Annotated in this window: 17 protein-coding genes; 5 read left to right on the forward strand and 12 right to left on the reverse strand. The window is 46.9% G+C overall.

Going from position 1 to position 17,018, the window contains the following annotated elements; all coding sequences use genetic code 11:
- Positions 1–47: 47 nt before the first annotated feature.
- The 4 genes from I8U21_RS14135 to mutY form a co-directional block, all read right to left on the reverse strand.
- Positions 48–737: a hypothetical protein gene (locus I8U21_RS14135; RefSeq protein WP_198054147.1), complete on the reverse strand. Its 690-nt coding sequence runs from the start codon at positions 735–737 to the stop codon at positions 48–50.
- Positions 738–1,015: 278 nt separating this feature from the next.
- Positions 1,016–1,159: a hypothetical protein gene (locus I8U21_RS14140; protein WP_198054148.1), complete on the reverse strand. Its 144-nt coding sequence runs from the start codon at positions 1,157–1,159 to the stop codon at positions 1,016–1,018.
- Positions 1,160–1,291: 132 nt separating this feature from the next.
- The gene (locus I8U21_RS15360) at positions 1,292–2,611 is read right to left on the reverse strand and encodes a VanW family protein (RefSeq protein ID WP_198054149.1); all 1,320 of its coding nucleotides are present in this window, start codon (positions 2,609–2,611) and stop codon (positions 1,292–1,294) included.
- Positions 2,612–2,640: 29 nt separating this feature from the next.
- On the reverse strand, positions 2,641–3,744 hold the full coding sequence (mutY, locus tag I8U21_RS14150) for an A/G-specific adenine glycosylase (protein WP_220215068.1): 1,104 nt from the start codon (positions 3,742–3,744) through the stop codon (positions 2,641–2,643).
- Between the two features lie 242 nt (positions 3,745–3,986).
- On the opposite strand from mutY, the gene I8U21_RS14155 reads away from it, so the two are divergent.
- Positions 3,987–4,964: a metal-dependent hydrolase gene (locus I8U21_RS14155; protein ID WP_181732822.1), complete on the forward strand. Its 978-nt coding sequence runs from the start codon at positions 3,987–3,989 to the stop codon at positions 4,962–4,964.
- Positions 4,965–4,998: 34 nt separating this feature from the next.
- Entirely contained in the window at positions 4,999–5,928 is a 930-nt protein-coding gene (locus tag I8U21_RS14160) for a mechanosensitive ion channel family protein (protein ID WP_181732823.1), read from the forward strand.
- Positions 5,929–6,004: 76 nt separating this feature from the next.
- On the opposite strand, the gene I8U21_RS14165 is transcribed toward I8U21_RS14160, so the two are convergent.
- The 4 genes from I8U21_RS14165 to I8U21_RS14180 form a co-directional block, all read right to left on the reverse strand.
- Entirely contained in the window at positions 6,005–6,157 is a 153-nt protein-coding gene (locus I8U21_RS14165) for a hypothetical protein (RefSeq protein ID WP_181732824.1), read from the reverse strand.
- Between the two features lie 47 nt (positions 6,158–6,204).
- Positions 6,205–7,104: a DNA-3-methyladenine glycosylase family protein gene (locus I8U21_RS14170; protein WP_198054150.1), complete on the reverse strand. Its 900-nt coding sequence runs from the start codon at positions 7,102–7,104 to the stop codon at positions 6,205–6,207.
- 163 nt (positions 7,105–7,267) lie between these two features.
- Positions 7,268–7,867: a 3D domain-containing protein gene (locus tag I8U21_RS14175; RefSeq protein ID WP_309544820.1), complete on the reverse strand. Its 600-nt coding sequence runs from the start codon at positions 7,865–7,867 to the stop codon at positions 7,268–7,270.
- 125 nt (positions 7,868–7,992) lie between these two features.
- Positions 7,993–9,342 carry an O-antigen ligase family protein gene (locus tag I8U21_RS14180; RefSeq protein ID WP_181732826.1) on the reverse strand — a complete coding sequence of 450 codons (1,350 nt, stop codon included), beginning with the start codon at positions 9,340–9,342 and terminating at the stop codon, positions 7,993–7,995.
- 354 nt (positions 9,343–9,696) lie between these two features.
- On the opposite strand from I8U21_RS14180, the gene I8U21_RS14185 reads away from it, so the two are divergent.
- Complete coding sequence (locus I8U21_RS14185; protein WP_181732827.1) at positions 9,697–10,524, forward strand: ABC transporter ATP-binding protein; 828 nt, start codon at positions 9,697–9,699, stop codon at positions 10,522–10,524.
- Between the two features lie 109 nt (positions 10,525–10,633).
- On the opposite strand, the gene I8U21_RS14190 is transcribed toward I8U21_RS14185, so the two are convergent.
- Positions 10,634–12,415, reverse strand: coding sequence for an adenine deaminase C-terminal domain-containing protein (locus I8U21_RS14190; RefSeq protein ID WP_198054151.1), 1,782 nt, complete (start codon positions 12,413–12,415; stop codon positions 10,634–10,636).
- A 122-nt stretch (positions 12,416–12,537) separates the two neighbouring features.
- Between I8U21_RS14190 and I8U21_RS14195 the strand changes: the two genes are divergently transcribed.
- Together I8U21_RS14195 and I8U21_RS14200 are read left to right on the forward strand one after the other, a co-directional pair.
- Positions 12,538–12,738: a YgaP family membrane protein gene (locus tag I8U21_RS14195; protein WP_181732829.1), complete on the forward strand. Its 201-nt coding sequence runs from the start codon at positions 12,538–12,540 to the stop codon at positions 12,736–12,738.
- Positions 12,739–13,446: 708 nt separating this feature from the next.
- Positions 13,447–13,659, forward strand: a complete 213-nt coding sequence (locus I8U21_RS14200; protein WP_037996188.1) for a hypothetical protein — start codon at positions 13,447–13,449, stop codon at positions 13,657–13,659.
- 137 nt (positions 13,660–13,796) lie between these two features.
- Here I8U21_RS14200 and purD read toward each other — a convergent pair whose 3' ends face one another.
- The 3 genes from purD to purH all read right to left on the reverse strand — a co-directional run bounded on the left by purD (position 13,797) and on the right by purH (position 17,007).
- Positions 13,797–15,056, reverse strand: a complete 1,260-nt coding sequence (gene purD, locus I8U21_RS14205; RefSeq protein ID WP_198054152.1) for a phosphoribosylamine--glycine ligase — start codon at positions 15,054–15,056, stop codon at positions 13,797–13,799.
- A gap of 24 nt (positions 15,057–15,080) precedes the next feature.
- Positions 15,081–15,353: a hypothetical protein gene (locus tag I8U21_RS14210; RefSeq protein ID WP_198054153.1), complete on the reverse strand. Its 273-nt coding sequence runs from the start codon at positions 15,351–15,353 to the stop codon at positions 15,081–15,083.
- A gap of 103 nt (positions 15,354–15,456) precedes the next feature.
- Positions 15,457–17,007: a bifunctional phosphoribosylaminoimidazolecarboxamide formyltransferase/IMP cyclohydrolase gene (purH, locus tag I8U21_RS14215; RefSeq protein WP_198054154.1), complete on the reverse strand. Its 1,551-nt coding sequence runs from the start codon at positions 17,005–17,007 to the stop codon at positions 15,457–15,459.
- Between the last annotated feature and the right edge of the window lie 11 nt (positions 17,008–17,018).

Below are 17,018 nucleotides of genomic sequence, written 5' to 3' on the forward strand. Positions count from 1 at the left end.
GATCCCATTCTCGGCTTATTTATTTTACCTCAAGAACTAATTTTATTTCAATCCATTTCATTTCCAATCAGATTCATATCTTCCGCCGCATACCAAAGCCACGGGACAAACAGGAGGATGGCCGCCCCTTGCCAGAAAACCACCGCAGAACCGATCCACCGTACCAAAACCGCCCCGGTCAAAACCATGCCCCAAACCAGCAGCGACCACCAATGAAGCCATCGGGACGGGCCCGATGACTGAAACATCACGGCGGTATAAATCAATCCGCCGACAGCCCAACAAGAGGGAACAAAAACGCTGATCACGGGGACAAGCAAATGTTCCCAGTCATCCAGATGGTGAAACAAGAACGGATTGGTTGTCTCCCAAGCCATTTTCATCAGCAACGGATAGACAAACATTTGAATAAAGACATGGATGAACAAGGAAAGGCTGCCGGTCAAATGGATAAACCAACCCCACTGCAAAATCACGCGATATTGCCGGTCGAGGGTGAACAGCAAGATGGTGAAAACGGCCAATATGGATAAAACAGCAATCAGAATGCTGATCCAAGAGACCGTCACCAAGACCTCATTCGCCTGCATAAAACGAAACCGTTTGAGCCAGGGCCCCTGCGACAGTTGAAAAAGAACGAACATGACAAAAAGAACAGTGACGAAATGAAGAAGGGCCGACCCGCGGAACACCCATAAAAACCAATGCTTGCGAACCCCTGCAGACACATGTTTCATCCATTTACCCCCCCGCCGGACGCTTATAAAAAAACAAAATTTTCCTTTATCTTTATTTTATCCTCCCCCTTCTTCTTTCAATCACCTTTTTCCAGATCTTTCTTATTATTTTTGATGCGATTAATGAAACGCATTCCTGTTCCAGAATAATAAAAGGACTGACCACCCGGGGAAGCCCCCGATTCTTGTTTCGCTTTTCTCCCTCGCCCATTGCTTCCTTCCGCAAGGCGAAAAAAGCTTCCATCGTCTTGATATGCATAATTAGTTGTCCTTTATCATCACCGGCTCCCCGCCCGAACAACTTGCCCCCCCTCTTTGCGATATGCTGCCTGTGTGCTGATGCTCGGAATGCTCACAAATTTGGTCAACTCTTCAAGATGTTTTTCGCGTTGGTTGCGAAAATACGCAAATTGTTCCATCATAGGGTTCCCTCCTTTTATTTGCGAAATAATTTGATTTTTAGAATTTATGATAAACCTTTGCGGCCACGATACTAATTCAAAAATAAAAAACACCCTTTGACCCGTTCATCTTGGTCGAAGGGTGTTTATCATTTAAGATTGCGGCACTTCTTTTCCGTTTTGATCAACGACCACTTCCGTAAAGGATTCGGGTGCCGGCGCCACATTGCGCTTTTTCACTTTGGCACCGGGAACCGTATAAACATTTGCCGTCAGTTCCCCGCCGTTGATAAAGATCCGCAAAAGAATCGGGGCATCCAGATTGTTTTGGAAGCGGAAATCCGGCCCGCCCCATGAAACCGTGGCATCCCGGCCTTTGGGCACATAATTGACATCGGCACTGTGATGAACCACTCTCAGCATTTTCAATCCGGCACGGTCCGTGCTGTTGTATAACGTGGAAGAGACTTGGCAAATGCCTCCGCCAATGCCTTCGGTATATTCTCCTTTGACAATCACGTGAGCGGTTTTATATCCTCTGGCTTCAGTGCGCTCTCCCACCACTTGGTTGAATGAAAATTTTTCGCCGGGCAACATGACCAAATTATGAATCTCCTTGGAGGCCAGCTTCATATTCGTGGTCCGGTTGACGTTTCCGGGGTTGAATTTGGTGGTGTAGCTTCCGATCAAATTCTTGTCCACTTGTTGCAAATCCTTGCTGGTTACCTCCGGTTTCACCTCCACCATGGGGATCACATACGGTTGATTCAAGGAAGCATGCCAATTTTTCAGCCATTCCTTCATTTTTTCCACATCCATGTCTTTCCCGTATTCTCCCTTGATCAGGGCCCCTCCCCAACGGTTGTTCTCAAACCGGGCATTTTTTGGTTCGACACGCACTTCCTTCCGGACATTGTCCAACCATTCGGTTAATTTTTTCATATCCACACTTTCCGGATTTTTTCCGTCATAACCCAATTGCCACAAATCCAACTCGTATTTTTTGTCCTCATGTTGCAAAATCAGTTTGGCCGGATCTTTCTTTTCTTCCTCCGTCTGAACGGCAGAAACTTCTTCCGTCGTCCCGGCCGGGCCGTAAACGCCAAAGCCCAGAATCGCCACCACCGTCATGGATGCGAGGATGGTGCTCACCAATATCTTTTTGGGACGGGGGGTGTTTTTGATTTCACTCTTGATCCGTTCCCGGATTCCTCTTTCCTGCGGCACGCCTGCCGGGGTTTTATCCGCTTTCTCATTTGGTTCGTTTTGCTCACTCATGGCTTCCGGTTTTGCATGGGTTTGTTCAACCTTTGCATGCGCTTCAGTGCCTGTCGGGGAAAGTGCCCCCGGATCACCGGACACCTGCTGCTCCCCGCTTCCCGTACCTTCCGGCTTCTTTCCATCCACACTGTTCATTAACTCAGACTTTGTTTCAGAGGAATGTTCCTCATGTTTCTTCTCTTTTTCCTCCACAAGCACACTCTCCCTTTATCTTCCATCCGTCAGACTTTTTTTCGTTCGGTTTCAAACGCTTTGTGGTAAACATTGGCCCAGGTTTTTTCATCTCTTTTCTCTTTTTCCAGCCATGACCATGACGTTGGCAAATCAAAGCCGGTATGTTTCAGTTCCACTTCCACCACCGTCACCTTCCAATGGCGATGGCTGAAAACATGTTGAAACTCTCCTTTAATTATATAATTTAAAACAGGTATTCGATTTTCTTTGCAAAATTTTTCTATGATTGTCAAATGGCGATCCCCTTTGGGAATTTCAAAGGTCGGCAAGCCCCAAAGTCCGGCAAGCAATCCTTGTTCAGGCCTTTTCTCCCCGATAAACAAGTTTTGATGTTGAAAAAAGGCCATCACCATCTCTTGTTGGACCGGCGGTTTTGCCTTTTTTTTGACCGGAAGTTGTTCTTCCATCCCTTTTTCATAGGCTTCGCACACCGGACGAACCGGACAGAGCAAACAGCCGGGGGAAACCGGGGTGCAAATGGTTGCCCCCAAATCCATCAACGCCTGGTTGAAATCCCCCGGGGCTTCTTCCGGCATGACTTTCTCAACCAGAGACTCCATCTTCTTCCGGGTGGTGCCGGATGCTATATCCTCCCCGATGGCAAACAACCGGGAAAAAACGCGCATCACGTTTCCGTCCACGGCCGGAATCTTTTGGTCAAAAGCAATGCTCAACACCGCTCCGGCGGTATATGCGCCGATTCCTTTTAATTTTAAAATGGATTTTTTATCTGAAGGGATTTTCCCATCGCCTTCATGAACAATTTGCTTGGCGGCTTGGTGCAAATTTCGCACGCGCGAATAGTAGCCCAAACCTTCCCAAGCCTTCAACACTTGTTCTTCAGGGGCATTGGCCAGATCTTCCACCGTGGGAAATAGCTCCATAAACCGTTCAAAATAAGGAATCACCGTATCGACGCGGGTTTGTTGCAGCATGATTTCGGAAACCCAGATCCGGTAAGGATCTTTGTTTTTTCGCCACGGCAAATCTCTCTTGTTTTGTCCGTACCAGGTCAGCAATTGTGTCTGAATAGTATGTCGTTTTTCATCGCTGATGGATAAGTGCTTATCAATCTCACGACTTTTTGGCAATCAGTGTCCTCCTTTAGCATGAATTCGGTTCCAAAGGTTATAATCTGAATGAGATGATACAGAAAATCCTGTTATTAACATCATACACGACCTGACCCCGATTTGTATAAATGAATTTTAACGTTCCTTTAAACTATGGACAGCAGTTGTTTTATTAAAATTAATTTTATCGATTACGTCAATCTTTTCTTTATAAAAATCTGATAAAATTTGTTCAGTCTGTCCCGGAGGAGGGTCTAAACATGGATACAGGAACCCATTTTGTGATGGGGGTGGGACTTTTCGGATTGGCTCAATTGGATCCAGCGGTCACAACCGATCCCGAAACAATGAAATCGGTGCTGCTGGCAACCGTGATCGGATCGGAAATCCCGGATATCGATACGCTTTACCGCCTGAAAGGAAATGCCAAATATATCCGGAATCACCGGGGATTCAGCCATTCATTGCCAATGCTTTTGATCTGGCCCGGTCTCATCACCCTTGGGCTTTTTGTTCTGCTTCCGGAAATGAATGTGTTACACACGTTTTTATGGAGCTTTCTTGCCGTCTTTATCCATATCTTTATTGATTTGTTTAATTCTTACGGAACCCAGGCGTTGCGCCCGTTATCAAGAAACTGGGTCGCTTTTAACGTTTTGAATATCTTTGACCCTTTCATTTTTTCCCTTCATTTGGCCGGGTTTGCCCTGTGGTGGATATGGCCGGCACAATGTGGAAAAATATTCCTTATCATCTATTTGACAATCGCCTGTTATATTGCACTCCGGTTTTGGCAACAGAGAAATCTGCTCCGGATGGCACAAAAACAAGTCAATTTGCTCGGCAGATACACCGTGACCCCCACTTTCCGCTGGAATGTGTGGAATTTGATCGTTGAAACCCCGGAAATGGCGAAGGTGGGGGAAATTCGCAATAAACGAATCCATTGGACCGGCCGTTTTCCGAGCAAAGATTTGCTTCATCCGGCTGTCAAGGAATCGAAAAAGGCCGAGCCCATCCGTGCATTCCTTTCTTTTACTTCTTACGGATATCCCAAAGTCTTTGAACGTCCCTACGGTTATGAGGTCCGCTGGCTGGACGTCCGGTACCATTATAAAAGGCATTATCCCTTTTTTGCCATTGCTTTACTTGACCATCATCACCGAATCTTTTACGCTTATGTTGGTTGGATGAGCAGAGAACAATTAGATAAAAAAACAAAACAATTCATTTCATAAATTCGCACGATGAAACCGGAGGAGAAGTAAAAGAATGAATGGAACGGAACAAACATTGAATACGCAATTTGCGGCCGCCGGGGAACTGGCGGTGCAAACCAAAACCCTGTTGACCCGGATGATTGAAGATCCGATGTCTTACATTGTCCTTCCGGTCGGCCAAATTGCACTCATTGTTGTTTTGACGATCGTGGCACTTCGCTTTGTCGACCGGATTGTGGATAAAATTTTTGACATCAGCCGGATGGAATCCAAAAAAGCGCAAACCCTCCGCAAGTTGATCAAATCGATTGCCCGTTACGCCATTTACTTTATATCCGCGCTCACCATTTTAATCAATCTCGGCTTTGATCCGCTGCCTGTGCTGGCCGGTGCCGGTGTTTTGGGTCTGGCGGTCGGTTTCGGGGCACAAAATTTGATCCGGGATGTCATCAGTGGCTTTTTTATGATCTTCGAGGGACAACTGGAAGTCGGCGATTATGTGGAAATCAACGGTCAAATCCGCGGAACGGTCGAAGAAGTGGGCCTCCGCATCACCAAAATTCGCGAATTTAACCAACGACTGCATTATCTTGCGAACGGAAACATCAACCAGGTGACAAATTACAACCGGGATCAGATGCGGGCCATTGTCAATGTGACAGTTCCTTATGAATCCGACCTGTCAAAAGTGAATGAAGCATTGGAAGAGGTTTGCGCAAGCATTCAAGAAAAGTTTGCCTCCTCTCTGATTCAAGAGCCGGAAATCTTGGGAATCACCACGATGGATACAAGCGGGGTCACATTCACCCTGACCGCCCTCAGCGAACCGGATCAATTTTGGGCGCTGGAAAGGGCGATCCGAAAAGAAGCCATTCTTGTTCTGCACCGATACAATATCGACTTCGCTTATCCGCGCAGTGTGATTTATCACGCAGAAGACGGACAAGAAGTCAAACTGGTCAAAGAAGGCTTGGAAGTGTAAGGAAATACAATCAGCCCCTCCTTTTGAAGGAGGGGCTTTTTCAGTTTTCCGAGACCGCTGTTTCGTCAACGGTTTTTTATAGAAATTGCCCGGCAAGCACAAAGACGGTAATGGCAAGAATTGCAATCCCTGTCCACAATGCCATCGCTTTCAGATCCCTCATCAAGATGCCATTGGCATCGACTTCAGCCACACGTTTCTTCTTTTGTTGAGCTCTCTTCCTTGCCACTTTCATCTTCTCCTTTACAAATGTCGATCGGATCATTGCCATTTCCATTATTTTTCGTTTTTCAGGTCGCTCAGGGCATCCCATAAATAAAAAGTAACATAACTGGCATAGGGGGACCAACTTCGGCCAAGTTGGCGGACAGTCGATTCATCCGGCCTTTCTTCCATGGAATAAAACTGTTTGACCGCATTTCTCAGCCCGATATCCTGGGCCGGGAGCAGATCGGGCCTCCCCAGTCCAAATAGCATCACACATTCCGCCGTCCAACGTCCAATCCCCCGGATCGGAAGCAAGCGGGCAAAAACTTCCTCATCGGAACACTGGTCCAGTGCCTCCAGATCCAATTTGCCGCCGGCTATCCTCCTCGACAGATCAATAATGTATTCTGCTTTGCGACGATTGAACTGAATCGCTTGCAAATCTTCATACCGGAGCCGGGCAATCTGTTCCGGAGTCGGGAAAACGGCCCATCGTTCTCCTTGAAACTCCGCTTCATCCCCTGCCAGTTCAATCAAACGGCGAATGAGGACAGCTGCAAAAGATACATTCAATTGTTGCCCGATGATGGTTTTGATCAGGCACTCATGCAAATCGGGATCCAGCACAAAATGCAATCCCTTCCGCGCCAGGATCACCGGGGCCAACTCCGGGACTTGTTCCATTTGTTCATAGAACGGTTGCAAGTCCACTTCGGTGGAAAACATGCGGGCCACTTTTTTGCGGAGCCCTTCTTCCTCCTGTTCCCCCACCTTCCCGGTGATCTCCACCTTCAGGGCAACCTCCTCTTCGTCACAGCTTACCGAGAGCAATAACGGACCGTGCTTTCCGTGAATGGTACGCTGAAAACGGCCATGTTGGCAACGGTAAATGCTTTTTTCAAAGAATTGAAGACGTTTGGTCGTCAGTTTGAATGAATACGGATAACTCAATGGAAGCGAAAATTCCATCGTATTTCTCCTTTCCCTTTCATTTTATGCTCATCCCCAATCAAAAAAAAAGACTTTTCCATCAAGAAAAGCCCATTGTTCTAAAAATTCACAATTATGAATTGGTTTTTTTGAAAGGCGGCAATGATCCGGCAAACGGACCATCGCCCCGGAAGAGGTAAACTCATTCCACCATTTCAACACGGACATTTTTCTTGACTCCGAATTGAAGGGCTTCATCGAGATCTTCCATGTAAACGTCTATCCTGCGCCCGTTGATCGCCCCTCCGGTGTCTTGGGCAATCCGGTAACCAATGCCCTCAATGTAAACACGGGAGCCGATGGGAATCACATCCGGATCGACGGCAATGGTCACTCCTTCCATCACCGGACTTCCACTCGCCGTGATCCCGTACCCCGGATCCCCCGGACGTTTGCCGGTTGACTCCGGTCCGGCCGTGTAGGCTGTGAGCGTAAATTCACCGAGGTCCTTCCCCCTTTTCATCGCCGGCATGGCACGCGCGGAGGACAATTGGACGGATCCTTGTTTTTTCCGGATCCACAATTTTTGTCCCGGATAGATCTTGTCCGGATCCTTCAGGTGGTTTATCCGTACCAAGTCTTCCACGGAAACCTCATATTTCTTCGCCAACCGGGTCAACGTATCCCCTTTTTGAACCACCACCGCATCCTCCGCAAGGCTTTCGGCCCCGGCATCACCGGCCAACCAACAGCCGGCCAGGGAGAAAGACAAAACAAAGCAAAGCATATGTATCCATTTCACGGGTACCACCTCAAACCAAAAAGTTTCTTCATGGTATCATCCTGATCGAATTTTTCAGATTTTATACACTCTTGTTCCTCTTGGATCAATACAAAAAAGCCGGGGAAATGCACTTCCCCCGGCTTCTACTCGATTTTCCGGTGTACAAAAAAGCGATAGATCCAGTACATCACTTCATATGGGATAAAAAGCAGGATCCATGAAATCACTTTTCGCTCCGAAAAAGCGGGAAGTTCCGGCTCGGGTTCCGAAGGCTTGCTCCAATCCGGCTTATTGACGCAACGACGAACATACTGAGTATGAATGATAATGACACTAAGCATAAACATCAGGCCGATTTGCGGAGCAATAATCGGATAGTCGTACATTCCATGTCCCAAAAGGGCAATGGTCAAAGACAATAGCATCCCGGCCAGCCTTTTTTCTTCTTTTTGGTTGGCCACCTTCCGCCAGCGCCTTGCCCGTTGGATGGTCAGCAGCAACATCCAAAGAAACAGGCTCAATCCCAACACACCAAACTCACTGGCAATCCCCAAAAAAATGTTATGGGCATGATACACATAAAATCCGGCTTCTTTGACGAAAAGCTGGCCGAAATGAAGGGGCAGCACTCCGAGCAACCAATGTTCCCTGAAAATCTTGAACGCGGTGGTCCACACTTCCAAACGGACTTCAATGGTCGCCTGCAGGGTTTCTTTGCGCGGGATCAGCTCGGGAAAACAAGAAATCAGCAAAAAAATAGCAAGCGTGATCGTCACGGTGCGTTTTCGGTGCCCCGTCATCCACAGCTGGACAATCAAGCCGATGAGCAATCCGGCCCAGGCACCGCGGGAACCCGTACACCAAATCGCCGTCACATAAACCCCGAAAATCAAAAATGCCGTCAACTTATGCCATTTTTTCTTCAACACGGATGCGGCATAAATGCTCATCAGGGAAAAACAGATGAGCAATGCGGCGGTCAAATTGGAATTTCCCGACGTTCCGATGCTGCGGACGGATCGTTCCGACTGAAAACGAAAATCATTGTAAAATTGTAAAATATTACCTACAAAGGAGTCATTGATCACATGCCAATCCATTTGCTGAATAAAAACAATGACCGCAATGTAAAGGCCGCTCAGCCAAAAAGCAAGGTACGTCTTTTGGACTTCTTGCCAAGACCAGTTCAAATGGCGGATCCAAACCGCCAACATCCAATAAAGCCCAAACATGGCAATCGGAATCAACCCGATGGGAATCCCGTAAAACCAGGAAGGTTCAACCAGCCAGCTGACCGCGGAAATCAGCATGAACCCGATGAAAGCCTTCTCCGGCCAATCGAGGTCTTTTACAAACCGGTATTTTTTCCGATGCCACAAAACAGCTGTTGCAATGCACAAAAGGGCAACCGGCGGCAACAATGGCGTCAAGATAATGGATAAAAATAAAAACTGTGCCAACCGTTGATTTCCCCAGAAATTTATTACTTTCAAGAGTATAAACTCCTTTTGATCAAGTTTCGCTCATTTTCGACAGCACATGCAAAATTATTGTGGACAAAATCGCCTTTTTTATTCCTACTCTACATTGTACACGTAATTTATATATATTTCGATTCGCCCATCGGTTCATTCCTCTTTATTCCTTCAAGAAAAAAGCAACCCTTTCCCTACCATAAAGACTAATATATCCAAACCCTCTCTCCGGGTCAAATATAAAATAACATTTATCTAAAAGAATAAAATGAATTACAAATTTTAATCACGTTGACGATTGAAAATTATTCTCATAGAATGAAAGACAAATACAAATGCGGTCCGATCAAGGGCTGACTGGAGGCGTTCCTGTTGCAAAAAGGCATCATCGCTCACCAATTGACACTGGCATATGGCTCTTCCACCATTATCCGGGAATTAAATTTGGAAGTTCCGCACGGAAAAATCACGGTTTTTGTCGGAAGCAACGGTTGCGGGAAATCCACCCTCCTGCGCTCGCTGGCGCGGCTTTTGAAACCGGTTGAAGGGCAAATCATTTTAAATGGAAAAGAAATCCACAAATGTCCTTCCAAAGAAATCGCCAAACAGTTGGCAATCCTTCCCCAAGGACCCGAAACTCCCGAAGGATTTACCGTGATGCAACTGGTCAAGCAAGGCCGTTATCCTTATCAAACTTGGGCCAGCCAATGGTCCAAGGAAGATGAAGAAAAAGTGTTGTGGGCTTTAAAAATGACACAAATGACGGAATATGCGGATCATCCGTTGGACGCATTGTCAGGAGGGCAACGGCAACGTGCCTGGATCGCAATGACCCTGGCCCAGGACACGGATGTCATTTTGTTGGATGAGCCGACCACTTATCTGGATGTTACTCATCAAATTGAAATTTTAGATCTTTTGTTTGACCTTAACCAGAAAGAAGGGCGTACCATTGTGATGGTCCTGCATGATTTGAATTTGGCCTGCCGGTATGCCCATCATATTGTCGCCATCCAAAACCAAACCGTCTATGCCCAGGGTGCTCCGGAAAAGGTGGTCAACGAACGCATGGTTGAAGAAGTTTTCAAACTGAAGTCCAAGGTGACAACCGATCCGATTTTCGGCACCCCCTTGTGCATTCCTTACGGAAAAGGGCGCCGGATCTCTCAACAAACTTTCACTGCAACGGGGATTTCTTGAAATCCTCTGCAGCCGTCTTTTTTATTATCGGAATTTTTTGTTTATTTAGGGGGAAGAGGTGGGTTCCGTCTGAGAAGCCCACCTGCATGTGGATCCGTCTTCAAAACAACTATACCAGCTCCAAAAGCCGGCTGGAAGGATACTCCACTTTCTTCTTCTTCACTTGCATGATCCCCTCACTGGTGAGCCGGATATAAGGAAGATGCGTGGAGGATAAAAACGTCATGGTAAACAGCGGATCCAAATGGGAAAACCCATACTGCTTCAGTTCATCAACAAATGGCTCCAACCGTTCGATCAGGTCATCGAGGGATAAGTCCACCATGATACCCAATAAAGGCAGAGGCAAATAAAACTTTTCCTTTCCATCCTGGATCCAAACCAATCCCCCTTGGTCCCGGATCACTTGATTGACAGCCATCGCCATCGCTTTCGGATCCCTTCCCAAAACCAAGATATCACGCGATCCCGTGTTGGTCGTCGCCAATCCGTCAATACCGACGGCAAATCCGCGGATCAATCCGTGGGTGATCCACCGGCCGTTCCGGTCAATCAAAAAAGAAAACAGCCGTTCATCATCCTCCGGCAAATAAACTTTTCCATCTTTTACTTCCACTTTTTCTTTGGACCGTTTGGTGATCACGGAGTTAATCAATTGGATCACCGGAAATCTCTTTTTCCCCGGATCCGGAATGACCAAATCCTCCGGCTTCACTTCAAAGGATGACATATCCCATTTCATTCCCGCATAAACGGTCTCACGCGACAATTTTTTCTCTTCCTTAAATACTCCGTTTTCTGCGATCACTTCTCCGTTGGCCATCACTTTGACCGGCGTGGGATCATTTAATGAAGACAAAAAGTTAATGTCGGCAATCCGTCCCGGGGCAATTCCTCCCAGATGCTCATCCATACGATAATACACGGCCGGATTGATGGTTGCCATTTGGTAAGCACGAACCGGCGGACAACCGCTTTCGATCGCCAAGCGAATCAAATAATCAACAAATCCGTCTTTAAAACATAACGGTGTCGCCCCGTCGCTTGTCATCATCAACCGGTGCCACGGCACATTTTCTTGCCGGACCAGTTCTTTCATGATATCCGGAAGATCCGGGCGGATGGAACTGTATCGCAAGGAGACCATATACCCCAGACGGAGCCTTTTGAATACTTCATCGCAGCTGATGCTTTCATGATCGCCGGTCACGCCGGCCGCAGACAATTTGGCCAGGGTTTGATAAGAAGACCCCGGGGCATGACTTTCCACTTTTTTGCCTTGATTCTTGGCCGAAGTGATCCAGGAAACCATTTTTTCATCGCCATCCAGCAAGGACGCCCAGTCGGTCAGCTCGCCGGTTTGCACCACCTGGTCATAGCCGATCATTTCTTCCACCCGTTTTTGATCAAACAGCTCTTTCCGTTCATCGGGCAAAGTGGCTTGGGGATCCAACCGTGCCCACCAGAAAAATTTAACGGGTGACTTCTTTAATTGATCCATCATATGTATGACTTGTGACAAATTTTTTTCGGCAAAAAAGACCACATTATCACAAATCAAAGTGGTGGTACCCAAGGATCCGGCTTTTTCCGCCAGTGTGAGCGGATGGTAAATTTGTGACGGATGGGAGTGAGGCTCGATATAGCCGGGGACTAACACTTGTCCGGTCGCATCCAGAGTGGGAATCTCTTCATCCAGCTTCAGCCCGCTTTGCTCCATCGGACCGACATAGGCCACTCTTTTTCCGGACAGGGCGATATCGGCTCTTTCCAGTTGTCCGGTGTACACATTCAGTACCGTTCCTCCCAAGATCAACTTGCTGGGGGCTTTTCTTCCCATTGCCACATCAATCAACCTGTTTTGTTCCGCAGCTGAAATCTCGATGAACAATCTTTCTCTCCCCTTCAATTTTTGTACTTGCCAGTCGAATAACATTTTACCTGTCCACAGGTTGCATACTTCAGCGCACAACCTGCAAAAATAACAGTAACAAGCCAAAAGGAGGGATTTCTTTGCAAAAGAATGTGGGTACGTTGGATGCTTTGATTCGCATTACGTTGGGACTGGTTGGTCTGGCTTATTGTGCATCGGCAAAACGTCGTCGTTTTCCTTTGTGTTTGGCGATTCATTCGGCTCTGAAAGTTGCAGAGGGGGTCACCCGTTTTTGTCCAATTATCGCCATTTTCGGAAAAGAAAACAGAAAGCTCTCATGAAAAAAGTTATATTTAATTAAAACTATACAATATTAGAATAAAACATGGAATGGATGATTGCATTTTCATAATGCAATCTATGAAAATTTAATTTTTTCTCCCCTTTTTTCCTGATTTAGAAAAGAAAGGGGAGACGCAATCATAAATAACATAAAAATATAAAAATACAAAAGAGAATCTCTTGATTAAATTCTGACTCTTTTGTATAATGATTTTCAAGAAAATCTGTTCCGCGGGTCACTTTCGAAATTTGACGTTTTCTGACAAACGAGGTGTTTGCCAACACGCAGGAAAACGCTTTCGCCCGCGGAAAGATGAAGAAAAATTCTTCATAAAAATCTCTCATTCACCTGATCGACAAGAATTTTAACACTTTTTTCAGCCTTTTTCTTTCCTGTGCTGTAAGATGGCAGTTGATTAAATGCGTCAGATGGCGTAGAATCAAGCTAAGATCACCATAACACTTGTCCGACCTTTCCAACTCTTCATTCGACAAAAATCGAACTTTGGTAATATTGTATACAAATTTCGTCATTTTTTATCATGAATAAGCAGGATAATTTGTAACCTGACGTCGAAAAAAAGAATCAAGTTGATTTTGATTCAGAGGTGGCATTCCATAAAAAAAGTGGTACAATAAGGTTAATAGCAATGCGAACAAACGATCGGTTTTTTGAAAATTAAAACCGTTTTAGGAGCGTGAGTTATATGTCTCTTAGCGAAATGGAAAAAGAAACTGTGATCCAATTTGATGAGTCGACCAATTTGGCCACCGTATACACCGCCAGCTGGACGGTTGCCCGTTCCCTGAAAAAAGCGGGTTACCAACCGGTCAAAAAAACACAAGGCGGTTGGTGGTTTAAGATCCCGGTCAACGGAATCAGCATTCAAGGGGAAAAAGAAACGACTCAAATTGGATAATGAATGAAGAACACGGCTTTTATTGCGCAACCGGTGCCGGTTGCCAAATTTAACGAGCCTGACCCAGCGGCTCGTTTTTATTATTTTCCTTACATAAAAAAACTGCTGGTTTGCATCCAGCAGTCCCGTTCAGCGGTTTACAAAGCTTTCTTTGCAATATCGGTCCGGTAATGAACATTGTCAAACGAAATTTGTTTTACCCGCTCATAAGCCCGCATTTGTGCTTCTTGAATCGACTCTCCCCATGCCGTGACTCCTAAAACCCGTCCTCCTGCCGTTAACCACTCTTCACCGCTCAACACCGTTCCGGAATGGAAAATCACCGTATCGGCAGCCGGTTTGTCAAGTCCTTGAATGGGCACTCCTCTCTGATACGAGCCCGGATAACCGCCCGAGGCCAAAATCACGCAAACGGCGGTTTGATCACTCCACACGATGTCCTGTTCCGAGAGCTTGCCATCAATGACCGCTTCCATGATTTCCACCAAATCCGTTTTCAGTCTGGGCAGCACCACTTGGGTTTCCGGATCGCCAAAGCGGGCATTGAACTCAATCACTTTCGGTCCGGATGCGGTGATCATCAACCCCGCATACAATACTCCTTTGTACTCGATTCCTTCTTCTTTAAACGCTTTTTGCACGGGAAGCAAAATCGTTTCAACGGCTTCGCGGACCACTTCATCCGGAATCTGGGGAACCGGTGAATAAGCGCCCATTCCCCCGGTGTTGGGGCCTTGATCATGATCAAACACCGGCTTATGGTCTTGGGCAACCACCATCGGTTTAACCGTTTTTCCGTCCATAAACGCCATCAACGACATTTCCTGACCGCTTAAAAACTCCTCAATCACAATCTCCTGTCCGGCATCGCCGAAAACCTTTTCTTCCATTGCCTTAATGACGGCTTTTTCCGCTTCTTCCAAAGTGCTTGCCACCACAACCCCTTTTCCAGCCGCCAAACCATCTGCCTTAATGACAATGGGGGCACCTTTCTCGCGGATATATTCGATTGCTTTCGAAGATTCCGTGAATGATTGAAAATCTGCCGTCGGAATTCCGTATTTTTTCATGAACTCTTTGGCAAACCGTTTGCTTCCTTCAATCCGTGCCGCTTCCCTGCGGGGACCAAAGATGGCAAGGCCCTCTTCTTCAAAACGGTCTACAATTCCCGACAACAAGGGAACTTCAGGGCCGACCACCGTTAAATCCACCTTGGTTTCCTTTGCAAAGTGAACCAACCCTTCGATGTCAGTGGCGGCAATATCCACACATTCTGCATCTTTCTGAATTCCTCCGTTGCCTGGTGCACAATACACTTTTTCCACCTTGGGGCTTTTTAGCAATTTCCAAACAATGGCATGTTCTCTTCCTCCGTTGCCGACAACCAACACTTTCACTTTATTGTCTCCTCCCCGCTCTTCTTATGAAATCATCAGGCTGATCGTAAACAATCCCAATGTCACCATGATGCAGATAAAGGACCGCTCTTTATCCACAGGTTTTTTCTGACGATAAGACCGTTTGGTGGTAAACACTCCGCCGATGATCATTGCCGCCATGTAAAAGACACCGCTTGCGGTTTGCAGTTGCCTTTGCCAAACGGCAAGATCCAGATCATATGCCCAATATGTCGTCAACCCGGTTAAAGCCAGAGCGATGCTGATCCACATAAGAGACCATGAAAGGAGACGCATCTTCATTCCTCCTTTGTGCTATTTACATTTTCCACAAAAATTATTCCCAGTATACGCACAAGAAAAGGCTTCTGATACGTCTCCCGTTCTCTTTCATGAATGATTAATGTTTAAAATGGCGAATCCCTGTAAACACCATGGCAATGCCGTGCCGGTTGGCTTCTTCGATGGATTCTTCATCCCGGATCGACCCGCCCGGTTGGATGATGGCGGTCACCCCTGCTTCGGCGGCTGCTTGGACCGTGTCTCTCATCGGGAAGAAAGCATCCGAAGCAAGCACGGATCCTTTGGAAGCCTCTTGGGCCTGCTCAATGGCGATTTTCGCCGAACCGACCCGGTTCATCTGCCCGGCGCCGACGCCCACCGTCCGGAAATCTTTTGCCAACACAATGGCATTGGATTTGACATGTTTGACGACTTTCCAGGCAAACAACAACTGCTCCCATTCTTCTTCGCTGGGTGCACGGTCCGTCACCACTTTGCATTCGTCTTTCACCAGACTTTTCAGATCTTCTTCCTGTACAAGGAGCCCTCCGCCGATCGATTGCAGTTTCAACGGAATGCCTGCTTGTCCTTTCGCCGCTTCTTCCACGGTTAACAAACGCAAATTTTTCTTCGTTTTTAAAATCTCAAGGGCTTCCTCCGTAAAGGCCGGCGCCAAGATGATTTCCAAGAAGATTTTCTTCATTTCCGCCGCCGTTTGGGCATCCACCGTCTGATTGGTTGCCACAATGCCTCCAAAAATGGACACCGGGTCGGCCTCATACGCTTTTTGATATGCCTCCAACAGATTGGAACCCAGTCCCACTCCGCACGGATTCATATGCTTGATGGCAACGACGGCCGGCTGGTCAAATTCGCGCACCAGTTCCAAGGCGGCATTGGCATCATTAAGGTTGTTGTAAGACAATTCTTTTCCGTTCAGTTGTTTGGCTCCGGCCAACGTGTGGCTGTGGTTGCCAAAGGTTTTCTTGTAGAAAGCCGCTTTTTGATGCGGGTTTTCCCCATAGCGGAGCGATTGTGCTTTGGTGAATGTCATGGTCAGTTGATCCGGGAACGGATTGTCCAGCAACTGATTAAAGTATCCGGCAATGAGCGCATCATAATAAGCCGTATGGTTAAAAGCTTTCGCGGCCAGATATCTTCTGGTTTCCAAGCTGGTGCTTCCCTGTTGCAACAATTCCCGGTAAACGCGGTCATAATCCTGTGGATCGGTCACGACTGTGACATCCTGATGATTTTTGGCCGCGGAACGAAGCATGGAAGGGCCGCCGATATCGATGTTTTCGATGGCGTCTTCCAACGTTGCATCCGGATTTTCAATCGTTTTTTGAAAGGGATAAAGGTTGACGATGACCACATCAATGGTTCCGATTCCGTTTTCTTTCAATTGCTCCAGGTGGGAAGCGGTGTCCCGTTTGGCCAAAATTCCGCCGTGGATTTTGGGGTGTAAGGTTTTGACACGTCCATCCAAGATTTCCGGAAACCCCGTGACTTCCGAGATATTTTTGACCGGAATCCCCGCTTCTTTTAATAACCGGCAGGTTCCTCCCGTTGAGATGATTTCCATATTCAGGGATGCCAGTTTCTGCGCGAAATCGACAATCCCGGTTTTGTCCGACACACTGATCAATGCGCGCTTTGCATTTGCCAATGTTCTGCCTC

This window comes from Thermoactinomyces sp. CICC 23799 (assembly GCF_016055145.1).
In the GTDB taxonomy this organism is placed as follows: domain Bacteria; phylum Bacillota; class Bacilli; order Thermoactinomycetales; family Thermoactinomycetaceae; genus Thermoactinomyces; species Thermoactinomyces intermedius.

Bases quoted from the DNA above. Each gene is read 5' to 3' on its own strand.
- I8U21_RS14140 (WP_198054148.1), bottom strand. From the start codon at position 1,159: ATGATGGAACAATTTGCGTATTTTCGCAACCAACGCGAAAAACATCTT.
- I8U21_RS14155 (WP_181732822.1), top strand. From the start codon at position 3,987: ATGGATACAGGAACCCATTTTGTGATGGGGGTGGGACTTTTCGGATTG.
- I8U21_RS14210 (WP_198054153.1), bottom strand. From the start codon at position 15,353: ATGCGTCTCCTTTCATGGTCTCTTATGTGGATCAGCATCGCTCTGGCT.
- I8U21_RS14160 (WP_181732823.1), top strand. From the start codon at position 4,999: ATGAATGGAACGGAACAAACATTGAATACGCAATTTGCGGCCGCCGGG.
- I8U21_RS14170 (WP_198054150.1), bottom strand. From the start codon at position 7,104: ATGGAATTTTCGCTTCCATTGAGTTATCCGTATTCATTCAAACTGACG.
- I8U21_RS14135 (WP_198054147.1), bottom strand. From the start codon at position 737: ATGAAACATGTGTCTGCAGGGGTTCGCAAGCATTGGTTTTTATGGGTG.
- I8U21_RS14200 (WP_037996188.1), top strand. From the start codon at position 13,447: ATGTCTCTTAGCGAAATGGAAAAAGAAACTGTGATCCAATTTGATGAG.